Source organism: Caballeronia sp. INML2 (assembly GCF_023631365.1).
Lineage (GTDB): Bacteria > Pseudomonadota > Gammaproteobacteria > Burkholderiales > Burkholderiaceae > Caballeronia > Caballeronia turbans.
On sequence record NZ_JALQDH010000079.1, the window covers coordinates 17,212 to 34,484 of the forward strand.

Sequence of the window (17,273 nt, forward strand, 5' to 3'; positions counted from 1 at the left end):
GCGCAATTCAATGACGAGCGTATGACAACCAACGTATCGATCCTGTGCACGCACAACTCGGCGCGCAGCGTGCTCGGCGATGCCATGCTGAATCACTACTGCGACAGCGCCGCCGCCGAAGCATGTGCGTTCTGGCCGGGTAGTCCGGTCAGGGTGCATCGGGGCGATGCCGACGGGTCGAACGCACCGGGCGGCGATGACGTCAAGCGTCAGGCGTTCGAGCTGACCCGCCAGGCGATCGGCTATCGCATGCTGCAGTTGCTTGAACTTCCCCTGGACCGTCTGGGCGATGCCGAGCTTCAGCAGGCGCTCAATGACATCCTGCAAAGCTGAACCCATCTCCATCGAGTCGTCTCATGAACACGCCCAACGTCGCCGCTTCGCGCAGGACCGCATCGAAGCCAGCCATCAGCTTCTTCGAGCGGTACCTGACCGTCTGGGTCGCACTGTGCATTCTCGCAGGCATCCTGCTCGGCCAGGTCATGCCCGGCGTCTTTCAGGCAATTGGCCGGATGGAGTACGCGCAGGTCAACCTCCCGGTCGGGCTGCTGATCTGGGTGATGATCATCCCCATGCTGGTCAAGGTCGATTTCGGTTCGCTGCATGAAGTGCGTCAGCACATCCGGGGCATCGGCGTCACGCTCTTCGTGAACTGGCTGGTCAAGCCTTTTACGATGGCGTTCCTCGCCTGGCTGTTCATCAAGCACCTGTTGGCGCCGATGCTGCCCGCAGCGCAGCTCGACAGCTATGTGGCCGGCCTCATCCTGCTGGCGGCCGCGCCCTGTACGGCAATGGTGTTCGTGTGGAGTCGTCTCACCGGCGGCGACCCGCTCTTCACGCTCTCGCAGGTCGCGCTCAACGACAGCATCATGGTGGTCGCGTTTGCGCCGCTCGTGGGCCTGCTGCTCGGCATTTCCGCGATTACGGTGCCCTGGGCGACGCTGCTCACCTCGGTCGCGCTCTACATCGTCATTCCGGTGATTCTCGCGCAGATCCTGCGCAAAGCGCTGCTCGTCCAGGGAGAAGCCGCGTTTGACGCAGCAATGGCGAAGATCGGTCCCTGGTCGATCACGGCGCTGCTCGCGACGCTGGTGCTGCTGTTCGCTTTCCAGGGCGAAGCCATCCTGAAGCAGCCACTCGTCATCGTGCTGCTCGCCGTGCCGATCCTGATCCAGGTGTTCTTCAATTCGGCGCTCGCGTACTGGCTTAATCGCGCGGTCGGCGAGAAGCACAACATTGCCTGCCCGTCTGCCCTGATCGGCGCGTCGAACTTCTTCGAACTGGCCGTTGCCACGGCAATCGGCCTGTTCGGGTTCAACTCCGGCGCTGCGCTCGCGACCGTCGTGGGCGTGCTGATCGAGGTGCCGGTCATGCTGCTCGTCGTACGCATCGTCAATCGTTCGAAGAACTGGTACGAGTCCGCCTGAAGGCTTTGGAAACGAGCACATGAACGACGTCATCATCTATCACAACCCTGGGTTCGGAGCCCCGCGTGACACGCTCGCGGTGATTCACCGCGCGAACAACGAACCCACGACCATCATACATGCGGAGGGAAAACGTGTCTGATCTTGCGACCGAACTGCCGCAGGTTGACCCGGCGCTGTTCCGCGTTCCGGACATCGACCGCCTGCAGGCCGCGAAGGCTTCGCCGCACCCCCCGCGCATCCTGCTGCTCTATGGCTCGCTACGCGAACGCTCCTTCAGCCGACTGCTCAGCGAAGAAGCCGCGCGCCTCCTTGCGGCGATGGGCGCCGATGTGCGGACGTTCAATCCGAGCGGCCTGCCGCTGCCGGACGATGCGCCGGACACTCATCCCAAGGTGGCCGAGCTGCGGGACCTGGTGCTGTGGTCGGAAGGCATGGTCTGGTGCTCGCCGGAGCGCCACGGTGCGATGACCGGCATCATGAAATCGCAGATCGACTGGATTCCGCTTTCGCTCGGCGCGGTCCGGCCGACGCAGGGCAAGACGCTCGCGGTGATGCAGGTGAGCGGCGGCTCGCAGTCGTTCAACGCGGTCAACCAGATGCGCGTGCTCGGGCGCTGGATGCGCATGCTGACGATCCCCAACCAGTCGTCGGTGGCCAAGGCGTTCATGGAGTTCGATGAAACCGGCCGCATGAAACCCTCGGCCTACTTCGATCGAGTCGTGGATGTAATGGAAGAGTTGGTGAAGTTTACGCTGCTCACCCGGGATATTGGTCCGTATCTGGTCGACCGTTATAGCGAACGAAAGGAAAGCGCCGCTGAACTGATGAAGCGGGTGAACCAGTCGAGCATCTGATCAGTGTCGCCCGCCGCTCCTGATCGTCGTAGTTCACAGTGAAGAAGCTGCAAGTCGAACTTGCACGCGATGCCGGCGAGCCTGCTTGCCGTGTTCAGCAGCGTCTGCACGTCGCCGCGATCTTGAAGCACCTGGGGGTGGACCCGGCGCTTCTCCACGTCCCCGACATCGACCGCCTTCAGGCTGCGAAACGCATCGCCTTATCCTCCGCGCATCCTGTAATTCGACACTGGTTGCGACCGACAAATCAGCGAAAAGAGGCCAGAACAAAGGTCTGTTCGTGACGCCAGCGCAAGCACGTGATCGATAGAATTTCGTCCTATATCGACGTTACGCACTGTCACGCATCCGATATCTGTCGGATCGCTCTCTCACATCGGATTTCCGGTTCATCCAGCATGACACGGCTCGCACGGCACTACGTCCCAGAACAACCGCAGCACGTTATCTTGCAGGGGTTCACGGGCCCCGCCTTCCTGGACGAAGGAGACTATCTGTACTTCCTCGCCTGCCTGGCAGACGCAGCGCGCGTCGCCGATCTGGCCGTCCACGCGTGGGTACTCATGCCCGAGGCGGTACAGTTCCTTGTCACCCCTTCGTATGAGTCGAGCGTGGCCATTACGTTGCAGGCCGTCGGCCGTCGGTATGTCGAGACTTTCAATCGCCGCCATGGACGCCGCGGTGCGGTATGGCGTGGCGGGTACCGAGCCGCAGTGATTGAGCCCGACCGGTACTTCCTGCTCGCAAGCCAGATCATCGATCAGGCGCCGGTGCGCAACCGCCTTGTAGCCGACCCGGGAAGCTACCGGTGGTCGAGCTACGCGCACCATATCGGGCTGCGTGTCGATAGCTTTATCAAGGACCATCCACTTTACGGGGCGCTCGGCAATACGCCGCTCGAGCGCTACCGGGCATACCGCGATCTGGGCGCACATCCTGCTGACGAACGCGAGGTCGATAACCTGATGCAGTCGACCCTCGAGGGCTGGGTGCTCGGCAGCGCCGCGTATTGCGAGTGGGCTGCGCAGACAGCCAACCGGCGTTTAATGCCGCTGCTGCTGCGCGACCGGCCGCAGAAGGAACGTCAGCGTACTTAGGCTGCTCATCGCTCGCTTCGAGCTATTCGACGCGACGCCGCGTTGAAATAGCCGAGGCTGTGGAAATGACCAGATCGGCGAAGCGCCTTTCGTCGCGGTCGGCATGCCACCGCGATCTCGCCACCGCGATATTCACCGCGCCGATCCCTCGCCCGTGCGCATTGGTGATGGCCGCCGCAGTTGAAATGTCGCTGACGAAGTACTCGTCTTCTGTATGGGCGTACCCCTGCCTGCGGATTTGCGCGATCCGGTCTTTGATCTTGCGTGGCTGATACACGGTCGACGACGTGTACGGCACGAGATTCGTGCGGGACAGGAGGTCGTCGATCTCCCCGTCAGGAAGCGTTGCCAGGATCGCGAGTCCCGGCGCCGTGCAGTACGCAGGCAGGCGCGAACCGGTAATCACATGGGCGTTGAACACGTTGCGGCTCACGATCCGCAGCACGAACACGATGTCCGTGTCGTCCAGCACGGTGAGATTGGTGGCCTCCTCCGTCTCCGAGCCGAGTTGCTGGAGATAAGGCGTGGCCCGGCTCACGAGCTCGTTCGATGTCAGATAGTGGTAGGTGAAGTCGAGCAGCCGGGGCGACAGTTCATACTTGCGGCTGTCCGGATCCTTGAAAAGATAACCGAGGGCGGCGAGCGTGAAGGTGAAGCGTTGCGTCGCGCTCATGTCGAAGCCGGTGAGCGACGAAATCTCCGACAGCGACAACTGACGCTTGCTGCCGTCGAAGGCGGTGAGCACTTTCATCGCCTTTTCGACGGACTGCACGTACAGGGACGATGCACTCGGATCCGCCGCCTCGGCCCGCGGCTTCGTCGCTGGACTCTTGCGTTTGCGCGGGGCTTTGGGCGCTTCGATCATCACAGGTTCGTCTTTTCGATTGTTGGCGGATTATCGCATGGCCCTAACACCCTATCGTTTGCCGATATCAGACCCGCGCTTCGCCCATTCGGTCCCATGCGTCGTCGACGCTGCGCGGCAGCAGATGCTTCCTTATACGCTCGCTGGCCGTGAGTTCGAAGCTCGCCACCGCCCGGTAATAACGCGGCAACTGGAAACTGGCGAGCCGCTCGCGCGCCCACGCGTGCAGGATTTTCCAGTCCACCGGTTCTTCCTTGAACTGCACGTTGAGCAGGATATCCTGTTCGCCGATCGGTGACGCCACGCCGATCGCAGCGCTCGCGCGAATGGCCGGATGCGCCGCGAAGATGCGCTCGATCTCCCACGCCGAAACGTTCTCGCCGCGCACGCGCATGCTGTCCGTTTGCCGGCCGATGAAGAATAAATCGCCGTCGGCGTCGCGCCGCGCGCGATCGCCCGTGTGCAAGCGGCCGCTGCGCAGGGCGGCGCTCGTCGCGTCGGGATTCTTGAGGTATGCCGGCAGGAACGTGCCTTCCACCTTGCTCGACAGCACGATCTCGCCCGCTTCGCCCTCCTTCACCGGCTGGCCGTTTTCATCGAGCAGTTCGATCTCCATCCATGGCAGCGCGCGACCGATCGACCCCGGCTTGCCCGTTGCGTTCGCAGTCGCAAAACTGGAGCATTCGGTCATGCCGTAGCACTCTCGCAAGCGCACGTTGAGCCGCTCCTGCACCGGCGCCCAGGCCGAGGCGCTTACACCCGCGCCCCACGCGACGCGCAACGTGTGCCTCTCGGGCTGGGCGTCCGGCGGCAACTGCATGAGGATATCGAGCACGCCCCCGAGATAGTGCAGTTGCGTGGCGCCCGCGCGCTCGATCTGCGGCCAGAACTGCGAGGCCGAGAAGCGCGGCACCGCGTGCAGGCTCACCGTTTCGAGAAACGGCAGCAACAGCATCTGCGCGCCGCCGATATGGCACAGCGGCTCCCACAGGAACATTCGGTCGCCTTCGCGCACATCGGCGACGCGCAGCGCGGCCTCACCCGCAATGCGCATCATCCGGTGCGTGAAGATCACGCCCTTCGGCGCGCCCGTCGTGCCTGATGTATAGATGATGCACAGCGGATCGTGCACACCGATATCCGGGCTCGTGAATGCACCACTTGATTTTCGCGTGTCGAACGCGGGCAAACGCACGCGCCGTGTGGTCCCGCAGTCGATCGTCGCAGAAGCGGCGTCGAACTCGTCCTCGATGATGAGGAGCTTCGGTTCGGCGTGCTGCACCAGATATTCGACGCCCGCGGCGCGCAACTTCGTATTCACCGGTACCCACACGAGCCCGCTCAGCACGAGTGCATAGATCAGATGCACGTGCGCCGCGCTGTTGCCGAGCATGACGGCGACGCGATCGCCCGGAGCGAGTCCCTCTTCCGCGAACCAGCACTGTAGATGCGCGACGTGCCGCGCGATGTCGTCGCAGGTAATCGCCTCATCGTCGAAGTGCGCGACGGTGCGCGCCGGGTCGCGGCGCAATCCGGCCGCGAGCAGTGGCACGCAGTCGAGTTCGTCGTCTGCGTGGCGATGAGCGAAGTATTCCGTATAGCGATGCATAGGGTTACCGATTGAGAAGCCCGTGACTCAGCGCGCGCGGCGCTTGAGCCAGGAAGAAACCGCCACGACGAGCGCGATGAGAATGACGAGCGTGGTCGACACAGCCGCGAGCGTCGGCGTGATCGCAAGCTGGATGTCGTCCCACATCTGCTTCGGCAGCGTCGAATTGATTCCGCCGCTCACGAAGATCGCGATGGTCAGATCGTCGAAGGAAACGAGGAATGCGAACAGGAACGCCGCCGTCACGCTCGCCATGAGTAGCGGCAGCACGATCGACGTGATGCGCCGCAGCGGCGACGCGCCCATCACGCGGGCTGCGTCGTCCAGCCGCCAGTCGAAGCGCTGGAAGCCGGCCGCGAGGGTGACGACCACATAAGGAATCGCGAGAACCGTATGCCCGAGCACAAGGCCGAGATTCGTGCCCGTAAGCCCGAAGCGGCCGAAGAGATACAGGAGCCCCACCGCGACGACGATGCGCGGCACGATCAGCGGCGCGACGAGCAGCGCGAACACGGGCTTGCTCACGCGGCGCGGCATGCGCGTCATCGCGAGCGTCGCGCCGAAGCCGAGCAGAAGCGACAGCAGCGCGGTGCCCAGACCGACTTCGAATGAACGGATGATGGCGCTGTGCCACACCGGCGAATCCATGAAGGTGCCGAACCATCGCGTGCTGAAGAACTTCGGCGGAAACGCGATGTAGTCGCTCTTCGTGAACGCATATGGAATCACCGAAAGCACCGGCGCGACGAGCATCGCCATGATGACGCACGTATAGAGTCCGAGCGGGCTTGCCGCGCGCGCGGTCGTGTCGGCGCGAACCTTGCGGCGCATCATCAGCGGCGCGCAGACGCGGCCCGCCGTCATCAGCAGCGCGAGCTTGAAACCCTGTGCGCGCGAGCCGCGCGAACGTTCCGTCACTTCGCCCGTCAGCGAGGTCAGGCCGACCATGCGGTCGTAGACGAAAAAGATGACGATCGAGCAGACGAGAAGCACCGTCGAGAGCGCGCCGGCGAAGCGCATGTCGAAGAGTTCGAGCACGGACGAGATCACGAGTTGCGCGATCATCGTTTCCTTCGGCGAACCGAGCAGCGCCGGCACGATGAAGAACCCGAGGCTGGAGATGAACACGAGCAGCCCCGCCGCCGCCACGCCCGGCGACGAGAGCGGCAGAAACACCGTGAAGAAGCTCGTGCTGCGTTCAGCGCCGAGCGTCTCCGCCGCCTGCGCGAGACGGTCGTCGATGCCGCGCATCACGGGAAGCATCGTCATGACGGCGAGCGGCAGCATCGAATGCACCATGCCGATGAGCACGCCGGTCAGCGACGGTATCGTGCCGCTCGTCTCGCGCACGAGCCCGAGCGAAAGCGCGATGGTCGAGAGCACGCCGGTCTTCGAAAGCAGCAGCATCCACGCGTAAGTCTTGACGAGATAGCTGGTCCAGAAAGGCAGCATGATCCAGAGGAGCCAGCGTTCGCGCACGCGCTCCGACAGCCGGCTCAGCATGTATGCGACCGGATACCCGAGCAGGATGGACAGCGCCGCCGTCAGGAACGATATCGCGAAGGTGATCCACAACACCTTGGCGTAGACGGGCGTGCGCGCGATGCGCTCGAACTGCGCGAAGCCGATATTGCCATCGGGGCCAACGAGGCCGCCTTGCAGGATTTCGCCGACCGGCACGACGAAGAACACCAGCAGGAACAAGAGCGTGGGCACGATCGGCAAAAAGCGCATGAAGCGCGCCAGCACGACGGACCGGCCGCGCCGCGCGGCCTCGTTTTCGCGGTGCGCATGAAGAGCGATGGTCATGACGGTTCCTCAGGCGTGTAGCAGCGTCGTGCGATGCGGGTCCCACGTGAGGCCGACTCGGTCGCCGACGCGCGGGCTCACGCTGCGCCCGCAGCGTACGGTCAGCTCGCTGCCGTCGCTCATCGAGAGATGCACGCGCGTGTCGCTGCCGAAGAACACGACATCCGAAATCGTGCCGTCGACAAAGCCGCTCTGCGGTTCGACGATGCGCGGCGCCTCGGGACGCAGGAGCAGCGTGTGACGCGTCGCGTGCGCGCCCGACGCGCCGGTCGGCAGAGGGATGCGGCCGCCCGCCGCGAGCAGGATCGGTTCGCCGCTGGCGCCGCGTGTCGCGTCGAGTTCGCCTTCCAGCAGATTCGAATGGCCGATGAAGCCCGCCGCGAAGCGAGTGGCCGGACGATCGTAGAGATCCGCAGGCGTGCCCACCTGTTCGATGCGCGCCTGGTTCATGAGACAGATGCGATCGGAGAGCGTGAGCGCTTCGTCCTGATCGTGCGTCACGTAGACGAAAGTCGCGCCGAGTTCCTTGTGCAGGCTTCGAATTTCGGCCTGCATGTGTTCGCGCAGCTTCTTGTCGAGCGCGCCGAGCGGCTCGTCGAGCAGGATCACCGAAGGCCGGTACGCGAAGCATCGCGCGAGCGCAATGCGCTGCTGCTGCCCGCCCGACAGCTCCTTGGGAAAGCGCTTCGCGTACTCGCTCATGCGCACCATGGCGAGCGCGTCGTCGACTGCGGCTCGCACTTCATCGCGTGACTTGCGGCGCATGCGCAGACCGTATGCCACGTTGTCCCACACGCTCATGTGCGGGAACAACGCGTAGCTCTGAAACACCATGCCGATGCCGCGCTTGCCTGGCTCGACATGCGTGACGTCGCGCCCGTCGATTTCGATGCGCCCCGCGCTCGGCGCGACGAGGCCGGAAATCATCTGCAACAAGGTCGTCTTGCCCGAACCCGAGGGACCGAGCAGTGTCAGGAATTCGCCCGCCTGCACGACGAGGTCCGTCGGTTCCAGCGCGACTGAATCGCCGTAGCGCTTCGCGATGCCGATCGCCTCGAGTTTAGAGCTCATCATCCGCTCCTTACGAAATGATCCAGGAATTGAACCGTTCGGTGACCTTCTGGCGGTTCTCTTCCCACCATTGCGGGCTCGGCAGCTTCATGTTCCTGATGTTGTCCGGGGCCGTCGGCAGCAGGGCCGCGCGCTCCTTGCTGATGGTCTCGAAGGACTTCCTGTTGGTCGGGCCGTAGGCCAGCGTGCGCGTGAGCAAGGCCTGACGTTTCGCATCGGCGCAAAAACGCACGAACTGTCTGGCCTCCTCGGCGCGAGGCGTGCCCTTCGGAATGCCCCAGCCTTCGATCGAATAGAGGCCCTGATTCCACACGATCGTCACCGGCGCGCCGTTGTCCTTCGCGGCTTGCGCGCGGCCGTTCCAGGTCGAGATCATGTCGACGTCGCCACTCTGGATCGCCTGCATCGCCTGCGCACCGGACGTCCACCAGATGTTGATGTGCGGCTTGATCTTGTCGAGGCTCTTGAACGCGCGGTCGACGTCGAGCGGATAGAGCTTGTCGAGCGGCACGCCGTCCGCGAGCAGCGCCTGTTCGAGCGTGTCGAGCGGACTGCGGCGCAGGCAGCGGCGGCCCGGGAATTTCTTCACGTCCCAGAAGTCCGCCCATGACTTCGGGCCGTTGTCCTTGAACTTGTCCGCCCGGTACGCGAGCACGGTCGAATAGACGTCGACGCCGAGCCAGTTGGGCGTAATGGCTTCGGGCATGATGTCCGGATAGTCGCTCGCTTTGAGGCCGATCGGCTCCAGCAGGCCTTTCGCTTCGAGATACGGAATGTCGGCCGAGAGGGTCAGCGTCGTGACGTCCCACACATAGTTCTTCGTTTGCACCATCGCCGCGAACTGCGCGACCGGTTGAGACTCGCGCGCGACGCTGACGACCTTGATGCCGGTCGCCTTCTCGAACGGGTCATAGAAGGCTTCGCGATATGCGGTCGTGTACGGGCCGCCCGGGTCCGATACGACGATCTGCTTCGTTTGAGCGCGTGCGGCCAGCGGCATCGCGCCAGCCACGGCGAGCGCGCCCGCGCCGTGCAAAATGCGGCGGCGCGCCGGGTTGAAGTCTTGCGTCATGGTTCAGGTCTCCCGCACTGCGGTTAAGAAGAAGCGGCTCGACTTCAGCCCGGTTTAATTGGCCCGATTCATTTGGCGCGCTTTTTGAAGAACTCTTCCATCATGCGAGCGGGCTCGCCGGAGTCGTAGGCCTCGCGCTGGATGCGCATGCCCGCCTCGATACAGTCGACGAAACCCGGCTCGGTCATCTCGCGGAAACGCTGTTTGTCCAGACGCATCGCGACAGGCGGCTTCGCGGCAAGCTCGGTGGCGATTTCCAGCGCCTTCTCGAAGACCTTGTCCTGCTCGACGACGTGATGAATCAGCCCGATGCGATAGCACTCGTCGGCATCCATCAGACGGCCGGTGAGCGTGAGTTCGATGGTGCGCGACATGCCGAGCATCGAATTCATGATCCACGGGCCGGTCGTGCTGGCGATGCCCGCATTGATCTCCGGCTGGCCCATTCGCACGCCCGGATGACCCACGCGGATATCTCCGAGCAACGCGACCTGAAACGCCGAGCCGGCGGCCGTGCCGTTGAGGGCCATGACGAGCGGCTTGCTCAGGCCACGCAACGCCGCGTAATAGCGCTGCCACTCCTTGACCCACGCCACGGCGCGTTCGCCGTCGAAGTCGTGCGCTTCCGACAGATCCTGCCCCGCCGAAAACGCGCGGTCGCCAGCGCCCGTCATGATGATCGCGGCAACATCGTCGTCGGCATTGAAGCGCTCGAGCGCCGCGATGATCATTTCGCGCATCGGCGTGGTCCACGCGTTCAGGCGATCGGGACGATTCAACGTGATGACCGCGACGCGGCCGTGATTTGAAAACAGGACGTCTTGGCTCATGGTTTATCGCATAGCAATAGTTAGTGGTGTAATGCAATATAGAACCATCAAAAATACGGTGCAAGCGGGTTTACGCGAAAGCAGTGCGAATCGATGAAAAGTTGCCCTCCCCGACATTCGCCACGCGATGCGGCGCGGGCAAGCATTGCCCCCTTGCTCTCCTTACGTGGAAACCCTTGGTTGACGCAGCTACGAACCTGGACGCAAACTTGAAGCGCTTCAAATCCGGCTCGAATGAGACAGGACGCGCCGTGTGTGGCGACCGTGAATCAGATCGATAACACGCAATTCTTAAAATAACAACAGTTTCGCGCCCAGAATTTGAAGCGCTTCAATTTCAAACAATACATGGAGACACCGCATGCCGACGCGCCTTCCCCGCACGATCTTTCGCTCACTCGCCGCCGCGTGCATCGCTGCATCGAGCCTCACCGCGGCGCAGGCCGCGGACATCAAGATCGGCGCCCTCTTTCCTTTTAGCGGCGGACTCGCGTTGCTGGGCGACGAGAGCTATCGCGGCGTGCAGCTCGCCGTCGATGAACGCAACGCCGCGGGCGGCATCAACGGCGAAAAAGTGGTGCTCGTCAAAGCCGATGCCGTCGATGCAAACCAGGCCGTCGGCGAAGCACGGCGTCTGACTTCGGTGGAGAACGTGTCGGCGGTGTTCGGGAGCTACTCGTCGGCGGTGTCGTCGGCGGCGACTCAAGTAACCGAGCTCGCCGGCGTGCCCTTCTTCGAACTCGGTGCGACCGCGGACACCATCACGAGCCGCGGCTTCAAGTATCTGTATCGCAGCAACTCGACCACGAAGACCTTCGCGGACGGCACGCTGGAAGCACTCACCAAGGTCGTCGCGCCGCAGTTGAAGGTGGATCCGAAGACGCTGAAGATCGCCATCATTGCGGAAGACGGGCCGTACGGCACACTCGTATCCGGCTTTCAGAAGGAAGGCGCGAAGAAGCTCGGTCTGAACGTCGTGCAGGTGCTGCCGTACTCGGCGAAGAGCGTCGATCTGTCGTCGCTGATCCTGCGTCTCAAGGGCGCGGATGTCGATGTCGTGCTGCAAACCTCTTACCAGAACGACTCGATCCTGTTCTTCCGCCAGGCCGCGCAAGCAGGCTTCAAGCCGAAGGCGGTGATCGGCGCGGGCGGCGGCTACTCGCTCGCGGATACGGCCAAGGCCGTCGGCGCGCAGATGAACGGCGTATACGACATCGATTTCCCGCAAGTCGCGATGAACGAAAAAGGCGCGCCCGGCCTGGACACGTTCACCGCCGAATATCAGAAGCATTTCGGGATGGCCCCGCGCTCGGGTCACAGTCTCGTGAACTATGTCGGCGCGAAGGCTTTCCTCGACGTTCTCGCCAACGCGAAATCCACCGACAAGGACAAGATTCGCGCGGCCGTGCTCGCCTACAAGAAAGCGGCCGGCACGACCGCGGCCGGCTGGGGCTTCCAGTTTGCCGACAACGGCCAGAACCAGCTCGCAACCACCAACGTGATGCAGTGGCAAGGCGGCAAGCTCGTGACCGTGTATCCGGAAGCGGTCGCGATCGCCAAGCCGGTCACGGCGCAGTAAATCCGCCGCACTCGCTCCGCCGCAGTCAATCCGCGTTTCTCTTTCACTCGAACCGCGTGGCGCCGACGCGCTGCGCGGTCTCCAGGAAACGGGCATGTCCATTCTTCTGCAACTTCTCGTCAACGGCCTGTTGCTGGGCGGCGCGTACGCGATCATCAGCATCGGCCTGACGCTGATCTTCGGCGTCGTGCGGGTGGTCAACTTCGCGCACGGCGAACTGCTGATGGTCGGCATGTACGCCGTGTGGCTGCTCGCCGCGAAGCTCGGCTGGCACCCGTATGTATCCGCGGTGCCGGTCGCCTTGCTTCTGTTCGCCCTCGGCGTGCTCATCCAGCGCTTCATCATCCAGCCGCTGCTCTCGGCCGACGCGCACATCCAGATCTTCGCGACCGTCGGCGTATCGACCGCGCTCGTCAATCTCGCGCTCATGATCTTCGGCGCGGACGTGCATCCCGTCGACGTGAGCTTCGGCACCGAGCATCTGCAATTCGGCGATATCAACATTGTGAGCGGGCAGCTGATCACTTTCGCCGCGGCGCTGGCGGTCGCGGGCGGCGTGCATCTGTTCCTGCAGCGCACCTACACGGGACGCGCGTTTCGCGCGGTGGCGCAGCATCGCTACGCGGCCTCGCTGATGGGCGTCAACGTGAAGACCACGTATGTGCTCGCGTTCGGCATCGGCGCGGCGCTGGTCGGGCTCGCGTCGGGCCTGCTCGTCGCGCAGTATCCGGTGTTCCCGACCGTCGGCCAGTACTTCGTGCTGACCGCCTTCGTCATCGTCGTGCTGGGCGGGCTCGGCAGCCTGCCGGGCGCGCTCGTCGGGTCGATCGCGATCGGGCTCATCGACAGTCTCGCGGGCTATTACATCTCGCCCGACATGAAGGAAGTCGTCTACTTCGCGATCTTCCTCGTCATTCTCGTGGTTCGCCCGACCGGCCTCTTCGGCCTCGGACGCGGCTCCGAATAACGTTCAGCGAGGCATCCGATGTTTCCCAATCTCCTGCATCCGCGCGGCTACATGGGCGCGCTGGCGCTCCTCGCGCTGCTCGCGGTACCGTTCGCGCTGCAATCGCCGTTCGCCTTTCATCTTGCCGTGCTCGTATGCATCTTCGGTGCGCTCGCGACGGCGTGGAACATCGTCGGCGGCTTCGCCGGGCAGCTTTCGCTCGGACACGCGGTGTTCTACGGCATCGGCTCGTATGCGGCGACGCTGCTCGTCATCGACTTCGGCATCACGCCGTGGCTCGGCATGTTCGCGGGCGCCGCGATTTCGGCGGCGGCGGCGATCGTCATCGCCTATCCGACGCTGCGTCTGCGCGGGCCGTTCTTCGCGCTCGCCACCATCGCGTTTCTGGAAGTGTGCCGGCTGCTCACCGTGCACGAGGAAAGCTGGACGGGCGGATCGGCGGGCCTGAACGTGCCGCTCAATATCGGCCTCCAATGGATGGTATTCCGCGAAAAGTGGGCGTATCTGCTGATCGCGTTCGGCTTTCTGCTGGTGACGCTGTGGGCCGCGTGGCTCATCCGCCGCTCGCGCTTCGGCTTCTATCTGATCGCCGTGCGCGAGCGCGAGGATGCGGCGCGCGCCGTCGGCGTGAACGCGGTCAAGGTGAAGATCGGCGCGGCGGTGATCTCGGCCGTGCTGACGAGCATGATCGGTTCCTTTCATGCGATGTATCTCACCTTCATCGATCCGTCCGCCGCGTTCTCGCTGGAACTGTCGGTCCAGATCGCGATGTTCGCGCTCATCGGCGGGCTCGGCAGCGTGGCCGGACCGCTTGCGGGCGCCGTGCTCGTGCTGCCGATCGCCGAACTCGCGCGCGGCTGGCTCAGCTCGTTCGGCAGCGGCACGCACGGCTTCGTCTACGGCGTCGTGCTGGTGCTCGTCGTACTGTTCATTCCGCGCGGGCTCGTCGGGCATCTGGGCGCTTACGTGCTGCGCTTCATCGACCGTCTGCCCGGCGCGCGCACGCCGGCGCCCGAACCGGCGAAGTCGATCGCGCCCGCCGATGCCCTGCCGCTCGGCACGCCCTTGCTGAAGGCGGAGCATCTGAAGAAGCGCTTCGGCGGCCTCGTCGCCACCGACGACGTGTCCCTCACGCTGCATGCCGGGGAGATTCTCGGCGTGATCGGCCCGAACGGCGCGGGCAAGACCACCGTCTTCAATCAGCTCTCGGGCTTCATTCGCCCGAACGAAGGCATCGTCAAGATCCGACTCGCCGATGGCACCTGGGCCGAGCCGCGCACGCCCGATGCTTTCGCGAAGGACGGCATCGGCCGCACGTTCCAGATCGCGCAGCCGTTCGCGGGCCTCTCGGTGCTGGAGAACATCATGCTCGGCGCGTTCATGCATACGCGGGTGCGCATGGAAGCGGAATCCATCGCACGCGAAGTCGCGGAGATCACCGACCTCACATCGTTGCTCGATACCGAAGCGCGCAGCCTGACCGTCGGCGGCATGAAACGTCTCGAAGTGGCGCGCGCGCTCGCCACGCGTCCGCGCGCGCTCCTGCTCGACGAAGTGATGGCCGGCCTCAATCCCGCCGACATCGCGCGCGCGATCAGCATGGTGCGGCGCATCCGCGAATCGGGCATCGCCGTGCTGATGATCGAGCACATGATGCAGGCGACGATGGCGCTGTCGGACCGCATCATCGTCATCAATGCCGGGCGCATGCTGAAGGAAGGGAAGCCGTCCGATGTCGTCAACGATCCTGAGGTGATTCAGGCCTATCTCGGCAAGGGGTATCTCGATGCTCAAGCTGCATAACGTCTCGGCCGGCTACGGCAAGAGCGAAGTTCTGCGCGGCGTCTCGCTCGATGTGCAGGAAGGCGAGATCGTCACGCTCGTCGGCGCGAACGGCGCGGGCAAGACCACGACCCTGAAGACGCTGTGCGGCATCGTCGCGGCGCGCGGCGGCAGCATCACGTTTCAGGGACAGGAGCTCGTCGGCAGATCGTCGCACGACATCGTCGCGATGGGTGTCACGATGATTCCGGAAGGCCGTCAGCTTTTCCCTTTCCTGAGCGTCGAAGAGAACCTGCTGATGGGCGCGTTTCGTCACGCCGCACGCGGCGCGCGGCGCGAACGCATGGACGAAGTGCTCGAACTCTTTCCGCGCGTGCGCGAGCGTCTCACGCAGCTGGCCGGATCGCTGTCGGGCGGCGAGCAGCAAATGGTCGCCATTGCGCGCGGCATGATGTCCGCGCCAAAGCTCTTGATCTTCGACGAACCGTCGCTCGGCCTTTCGCCCCTGCTCGTCGAGCAGATGTTCGAAGTGGTCGGCACGGTGGCGGCGCGCGGCGTGACGGTGCTGCTCGTCGAACAGAACGTGTTCCATACGCTCAAGCTCGCGAACCGCGGATACGTGCTGGAAAACGGCGCCATCGCGCTTTCCGGAACGGGCGCAGAATTGCTCGATAGTCCCCACGTGCGGCGCGCCTATCTCGGTCATTGATCGCCGATCCGACGCATCGCATTCAGAAACCACGGAGAAAAACTCATGCAAACCGAAGTGAAGCCCGACGAACAGGTCATCGCCTACCAGTTGCAGCAAGTGCCGTACATGTCGAAGGATCTCGTGCACGGTGGCGTCATGACCGCCTGGCTCGAAGACGACAAGCTGTGGGTCCCCGCGACCGAAACCGTGTCGTTCAAGCCGCTCATCCTCAACGCGAGCCAGGGCTATTACGTGAATCTGCTGCGCGTGCGCGGCAGCGGGGTCGTGTCGCGTCATCGTCATAGCGGCGCCGTTCATGCGATGGTGCTCAAGGGCCGCTGGTACTACCTCGAACACGACTGGGTCGCGGAACAAGGCGGCTATGCGTTCGAGCCCGCGGGCGAAACGCACACGCTCTTCGTGCCCGAGGACGTGCCCGAGATGATCACCTGGTTCCACGTGACCGGCGGCTACACATATGTCGATCCGCAAGGCGTCGCGCAAGGTTACGAGGACGTCTTCACGAAGATCGAAGCGGCGCGCAGGCACTACGCGTCGATCGGTCTGCCCGCCGATTACATCGAATCGATCATCCGTTGAACGTCATGACATCCACTCTTCCTGCATCGATGCAATATATCGATCACGGCACGGGCGGCGCGCCCGACTGCATGCGGCTCGTGCAAGGACCGCTGCCCTCGCCGGGCCCGAACGACGTGCTGATCGAAGTCGCCTACGCGGGCGTGAACCGCCCGGACGTACTGCAGCGCTCGGGCTCCTATCCGCCGCCGCCGGGCGCATCGCCGCATTTGGGGCTCGAGGTGTCGGGGCGCGTCGTCGCGACAAGCGCGGGCATCACGCAATGGCGCGCGGGCGATGAAGTCTGTGCGCTCGTGCCAGGCGGCGGTTACGCGCAATACTGCATCACGGATGCATCGCATTGTCTGCCGGTGCCCGAAGGCCTCACGCTGCTTCAGGCCGCGGCCTTGCCCGAAACCTACTTCACCGTGTGGACCAACGTATTCGAGCGCGGCCGCCTGCAGGCGGGCGAGACGTTTCTCGTGCACGGCGGATCGAGCGGCATCGGACTGACCGCGATCCAGCTCGCGCACGCGTTCGGCGCGCGCGTCATCACGACCGTCGGCAACACGGAAAAAGCGCAGGCGTGCCGCGAAGCGGGCGCGGATCACGCGATCAACTATCGCGATGAAGATTTCGTCGATGCCGTCGCGAAGCTCACCGATGGCGAGGGCGTGAACATCATCCTCGACATGGTCGGCGGCGACTACATCGCGCGCAACATCCGCGCGCTCGCGCTCGAAGGCCGGCTCGTGCAGATCGCCTTTCTCGAAGGCAGCCGCATCGAACTGGATGCCATGCCGATCATGCTGCGCCGCCTCACCTTCACGGGCTCCACCTTGCGCGCGCGCAGCATCGAACAGAAAGCGGCGATCGCGCAGGCGCTGCACGCCCACGTGTGGCCGCTGCTCGAAAGGGGCCGCGCGCTGCCGGTGATTCATCGCGTGCTGCCTTTTGCGGACGTGCAGGCCGCGCACGAGCTGATGGAATCGAGCAAGCATATCGGCAAGATCATGCTGAAAGTGGGAGACCAATGAC

The 17,273-nt window shown here is 63.9% G+C and carries 17 protein-coding genes and 1 pseudogene; 12 read left to right on the top strand and 6 right to left on the bottom strand.

All coding sequences use genetic code 11. The features are described from left to right. Window positions 1-21 precede the first annotated feature (21 nt). From NCT32_RS37665 to NCT32_RS26905, 6 genes and pseudogenes are all read left to right on the top strand, one after another. A pseudogene (locus NCT32_RS37665) lies at window positions 22-96 on the top strand (arsenate reductase ArsC); the annotation flags it as partial. Continuing rightward, complete coding sequence (locus NCT32_RS26890; RefSeq protein WP_409241444.1) at window positions 70-333, top strand: hypothetical protein; 264 nt, start codon at window positions 70-72, stop codon at window positions 331-333. The pseudogene NCT32_RS37665 and the gene NCT32_RS26890, both read left to right, overlap by 27 nt. Before the next feature lie 23 nt (window positions 334-356). Continuing rightward, complete coding sequence (arsB, locus tag NCT32_RS26895; protein ID WP_061118607.1) at window positions 357-1,427, top strand: ACR3 family arsenite efflux transporter; 1,071 nt, start codon at window positions 357-359, stop codon at window positions 1,425-1,427. Window positions 1,428-1,446: 19 nt separating this feature from the next. Continuing rightward, window positions 1,447-1,569 carry a hypothetical protein gene (locus tag NCT32_RS37315; protein WP_284508558.1) on the top strand — a complete coding sequence of 41 codons (123 nt, stop codon included), beginning with the start codon at window positions 1,447-1,449 and terminating at the stop codon, window positions 1,567-1,569. Continuing rightward, window positions 1,547-2,284 carry an arsenical resistance protein ArsH gene (gene arsH / locus NCT32_RS26900; protein WP_143756347.1) on the top strand — a complete coding sequence of 246 codons (738 nt, stop codon included), beginning with the start codon at window positions 1,547-1,549 and terminating at the stop codon, window positions 2,282-2,284. Before NCT32_RS37315 ends, arsH begins: the two co-directional genes overlap by 23 nt. A 398-nt stretch (window positions 2,285-2,682) precedes the next feature. Then, window positions 2,683-3,381: a hypothetical protein gene (locus tag NCT32_RS26905; RefSeq protein ID WP_061118608.1), complete on the top strand. Its 699-nt coding sequence runs from the start codon at window positions 2,683-2,685 to the stop codon at window positions 3,379-3,381. Between the two features lie 22 nt (window positions 3,382-3,403). On the opposite strand, the gene NCT32_RS26910 is transcribed toward NCT32_RS26905, so the two are convergent. The 6 genes from NCT32_RS26910 to NCT32_RS26935 all read right to left on the bottom strand — a co-directional run bounded on the left by NCT32_RS26910 (window position 3,404) and on the right by NCT32_RS26935 (window position 10,637). Next, a complete protein-coding gene (locus NCT32_RS26910; RefSeq protein WP_061118609.1) occupies window positions 3,404-4,246 on the bottom strand; it encodes an IclR family transcriptional regulator in 843 nt (280 codons plus the stop codon). A gap of 67 nt (window positions 4,247-4,313) precedes the next feature. Beyond that, window positions 4,314-5,855, bottom strand: a complete 1,542-nt coding sequence (locus NCT32_RS26915) for an AMP-binding protein (protein WP_061118610.1) — start codon at window positions 5,853-5,855, stop codon at window positions 4,314-4,316. 27 nt (window positions 5,856-5,882) lie between these two features. Continuing rightward, window positions 5,883-7,664 (bottom strand): ABC transporter permease subunit, encoded by a 1,782-nt coding sequence (locus tag NCT32_RS26920; protein ID WP_061118611.1) that lies wholly within the window; start codon window positions 7,662-7,664, stop codon window positions 5,883-5,885. A gap of 9 nt (window positions 7,665-7,673) precedes the next feature. Further along, window positions 7,674-8,735 carry an ABC transporter ATP-binding protein gene (locus NCT32_RS26925; RefSeq protein ID WP_061118736.1) on the bottom strand — a complete coding sequence of 354 codons (1,062 nt, stop codon included), beginning with the start codon at window positions 8,733-8,735 and terminating at the stop codon, window positions 7,674-7,676. 10 nt (window positions 8,736-8,745) lie between these two features. Continuing rightward, the gene (locus NCT32_RS26930; protein ID WP_061118612.1) at window positions 8,746-9,807 is read right to left on the bottom strand and encodes an ABC transporter substrate-binding protein; all 1,062 of its coding nucleotides are present in this window, start codon (window positions 9,805-9,807) and stop codon (window positions 8,746-8,748) included. A 68-nt stretch (window positions 9,808-9,875) separates the two neighbouring features. After that, complete coding sequence (locus NCT32_RS26935; RefSeq protein WP_061118613.1) at window positions 9,876-10,637, bottom strand: enoyl-CoA hydratase/isomerase family protein; 762 nt, start codon at window positions 10,635-10,637, stop codon at window positions 9,876-9,878. Window positions 10,638-10,998: 361 nt separating this feature from the next. Here NCT32_RS26935 and NCT32_RS26940 point away from each other — a divergent pair, with 361 nt between their 5' ends. The 6 genes from NCT32_RS26940 to NCT32_RS26965 all read left to right on the top strand — a co-directional run bounded on the left by NCT32_RS26940 (window position 10,999) and on the right by NCT32_RS26965 (window position 17,272). Beyond that, window positions 10,999-12,216, top strand: coding sequence for an ABC transporter substrate-binding protein (locus NCT32_RS26940; protein WP_061118614.1), 1,218 nt, complete (start codon window positions 10,999-11,001; stop codon window positions 12,214-12,216). 94 nt (window positions 12,217-12,310) lie between these two features. Continuing rightward, entirely contained in the window at window positions 12,311-13,183 is an 873-nt protein-coding gene (locus tag NCT32_RS26945) for a branched-chain amino acid ABC transporter permease (protein WP_061118615.1), read from the top strand. A gap of 18 nt (window positions 13,184-13,201) precedes the next feature. Next, window positions 13,202-14,986 carry a branched-chain amino acid ABC transporter ATP-binding protein/permease gene (locus NCT32_RS26950; protein WP_061118616.1) on the top strand — a complete coding sequence of 595 codons (1,785 nt, stop codon included), beginning with the start codon at window positions 13,202-13,204 and terminating at the stop codon, window positions 14,984-14,986. Then, window positions 14,970-15,674, top strand: a complete 705-nt coding sequence (locus NCT32_RS26955; protein ID WP_061118617.1) for an ABC transporter ATP-binding protein — start codon at window positions 14,970-14,972, stop codon at window positions 15,672-15,674. The genes NCT32_RS26950 and NCT32_RS26955 overlap by 17 nt, the downstream gene beginning before the upstream one ends. A gap of 45 nt (window positions 15,675-15,719) precedes the next feature. After that, window positions 15,720-16,256, top strand: coding sequence for a 2,4'-dihydroxyacetophenone dioxygenase family protein (locus tag NCT32_RS26960; protein WP_061118618.1), 537 nt, complete (start codon window positions 15,720-15,722; stop codon window positions 16,254-16,256). A 5-nt stretch (window positions 16,257-16,261) separates the two neighbouring features. After that, on the top strand, window positions 16,262-17,272 hold the full coding sequence (locus NCT32_RS26965) for an NAD(P)H-quinone oxidoreductase (protein WP_250490639.1): 1,011 nt from the start codon (window positions 16,262-16,264) through the stop codon (window positions 17,270-17,272). Window position 17,273 lies beyond the last annotated feature (1 nt).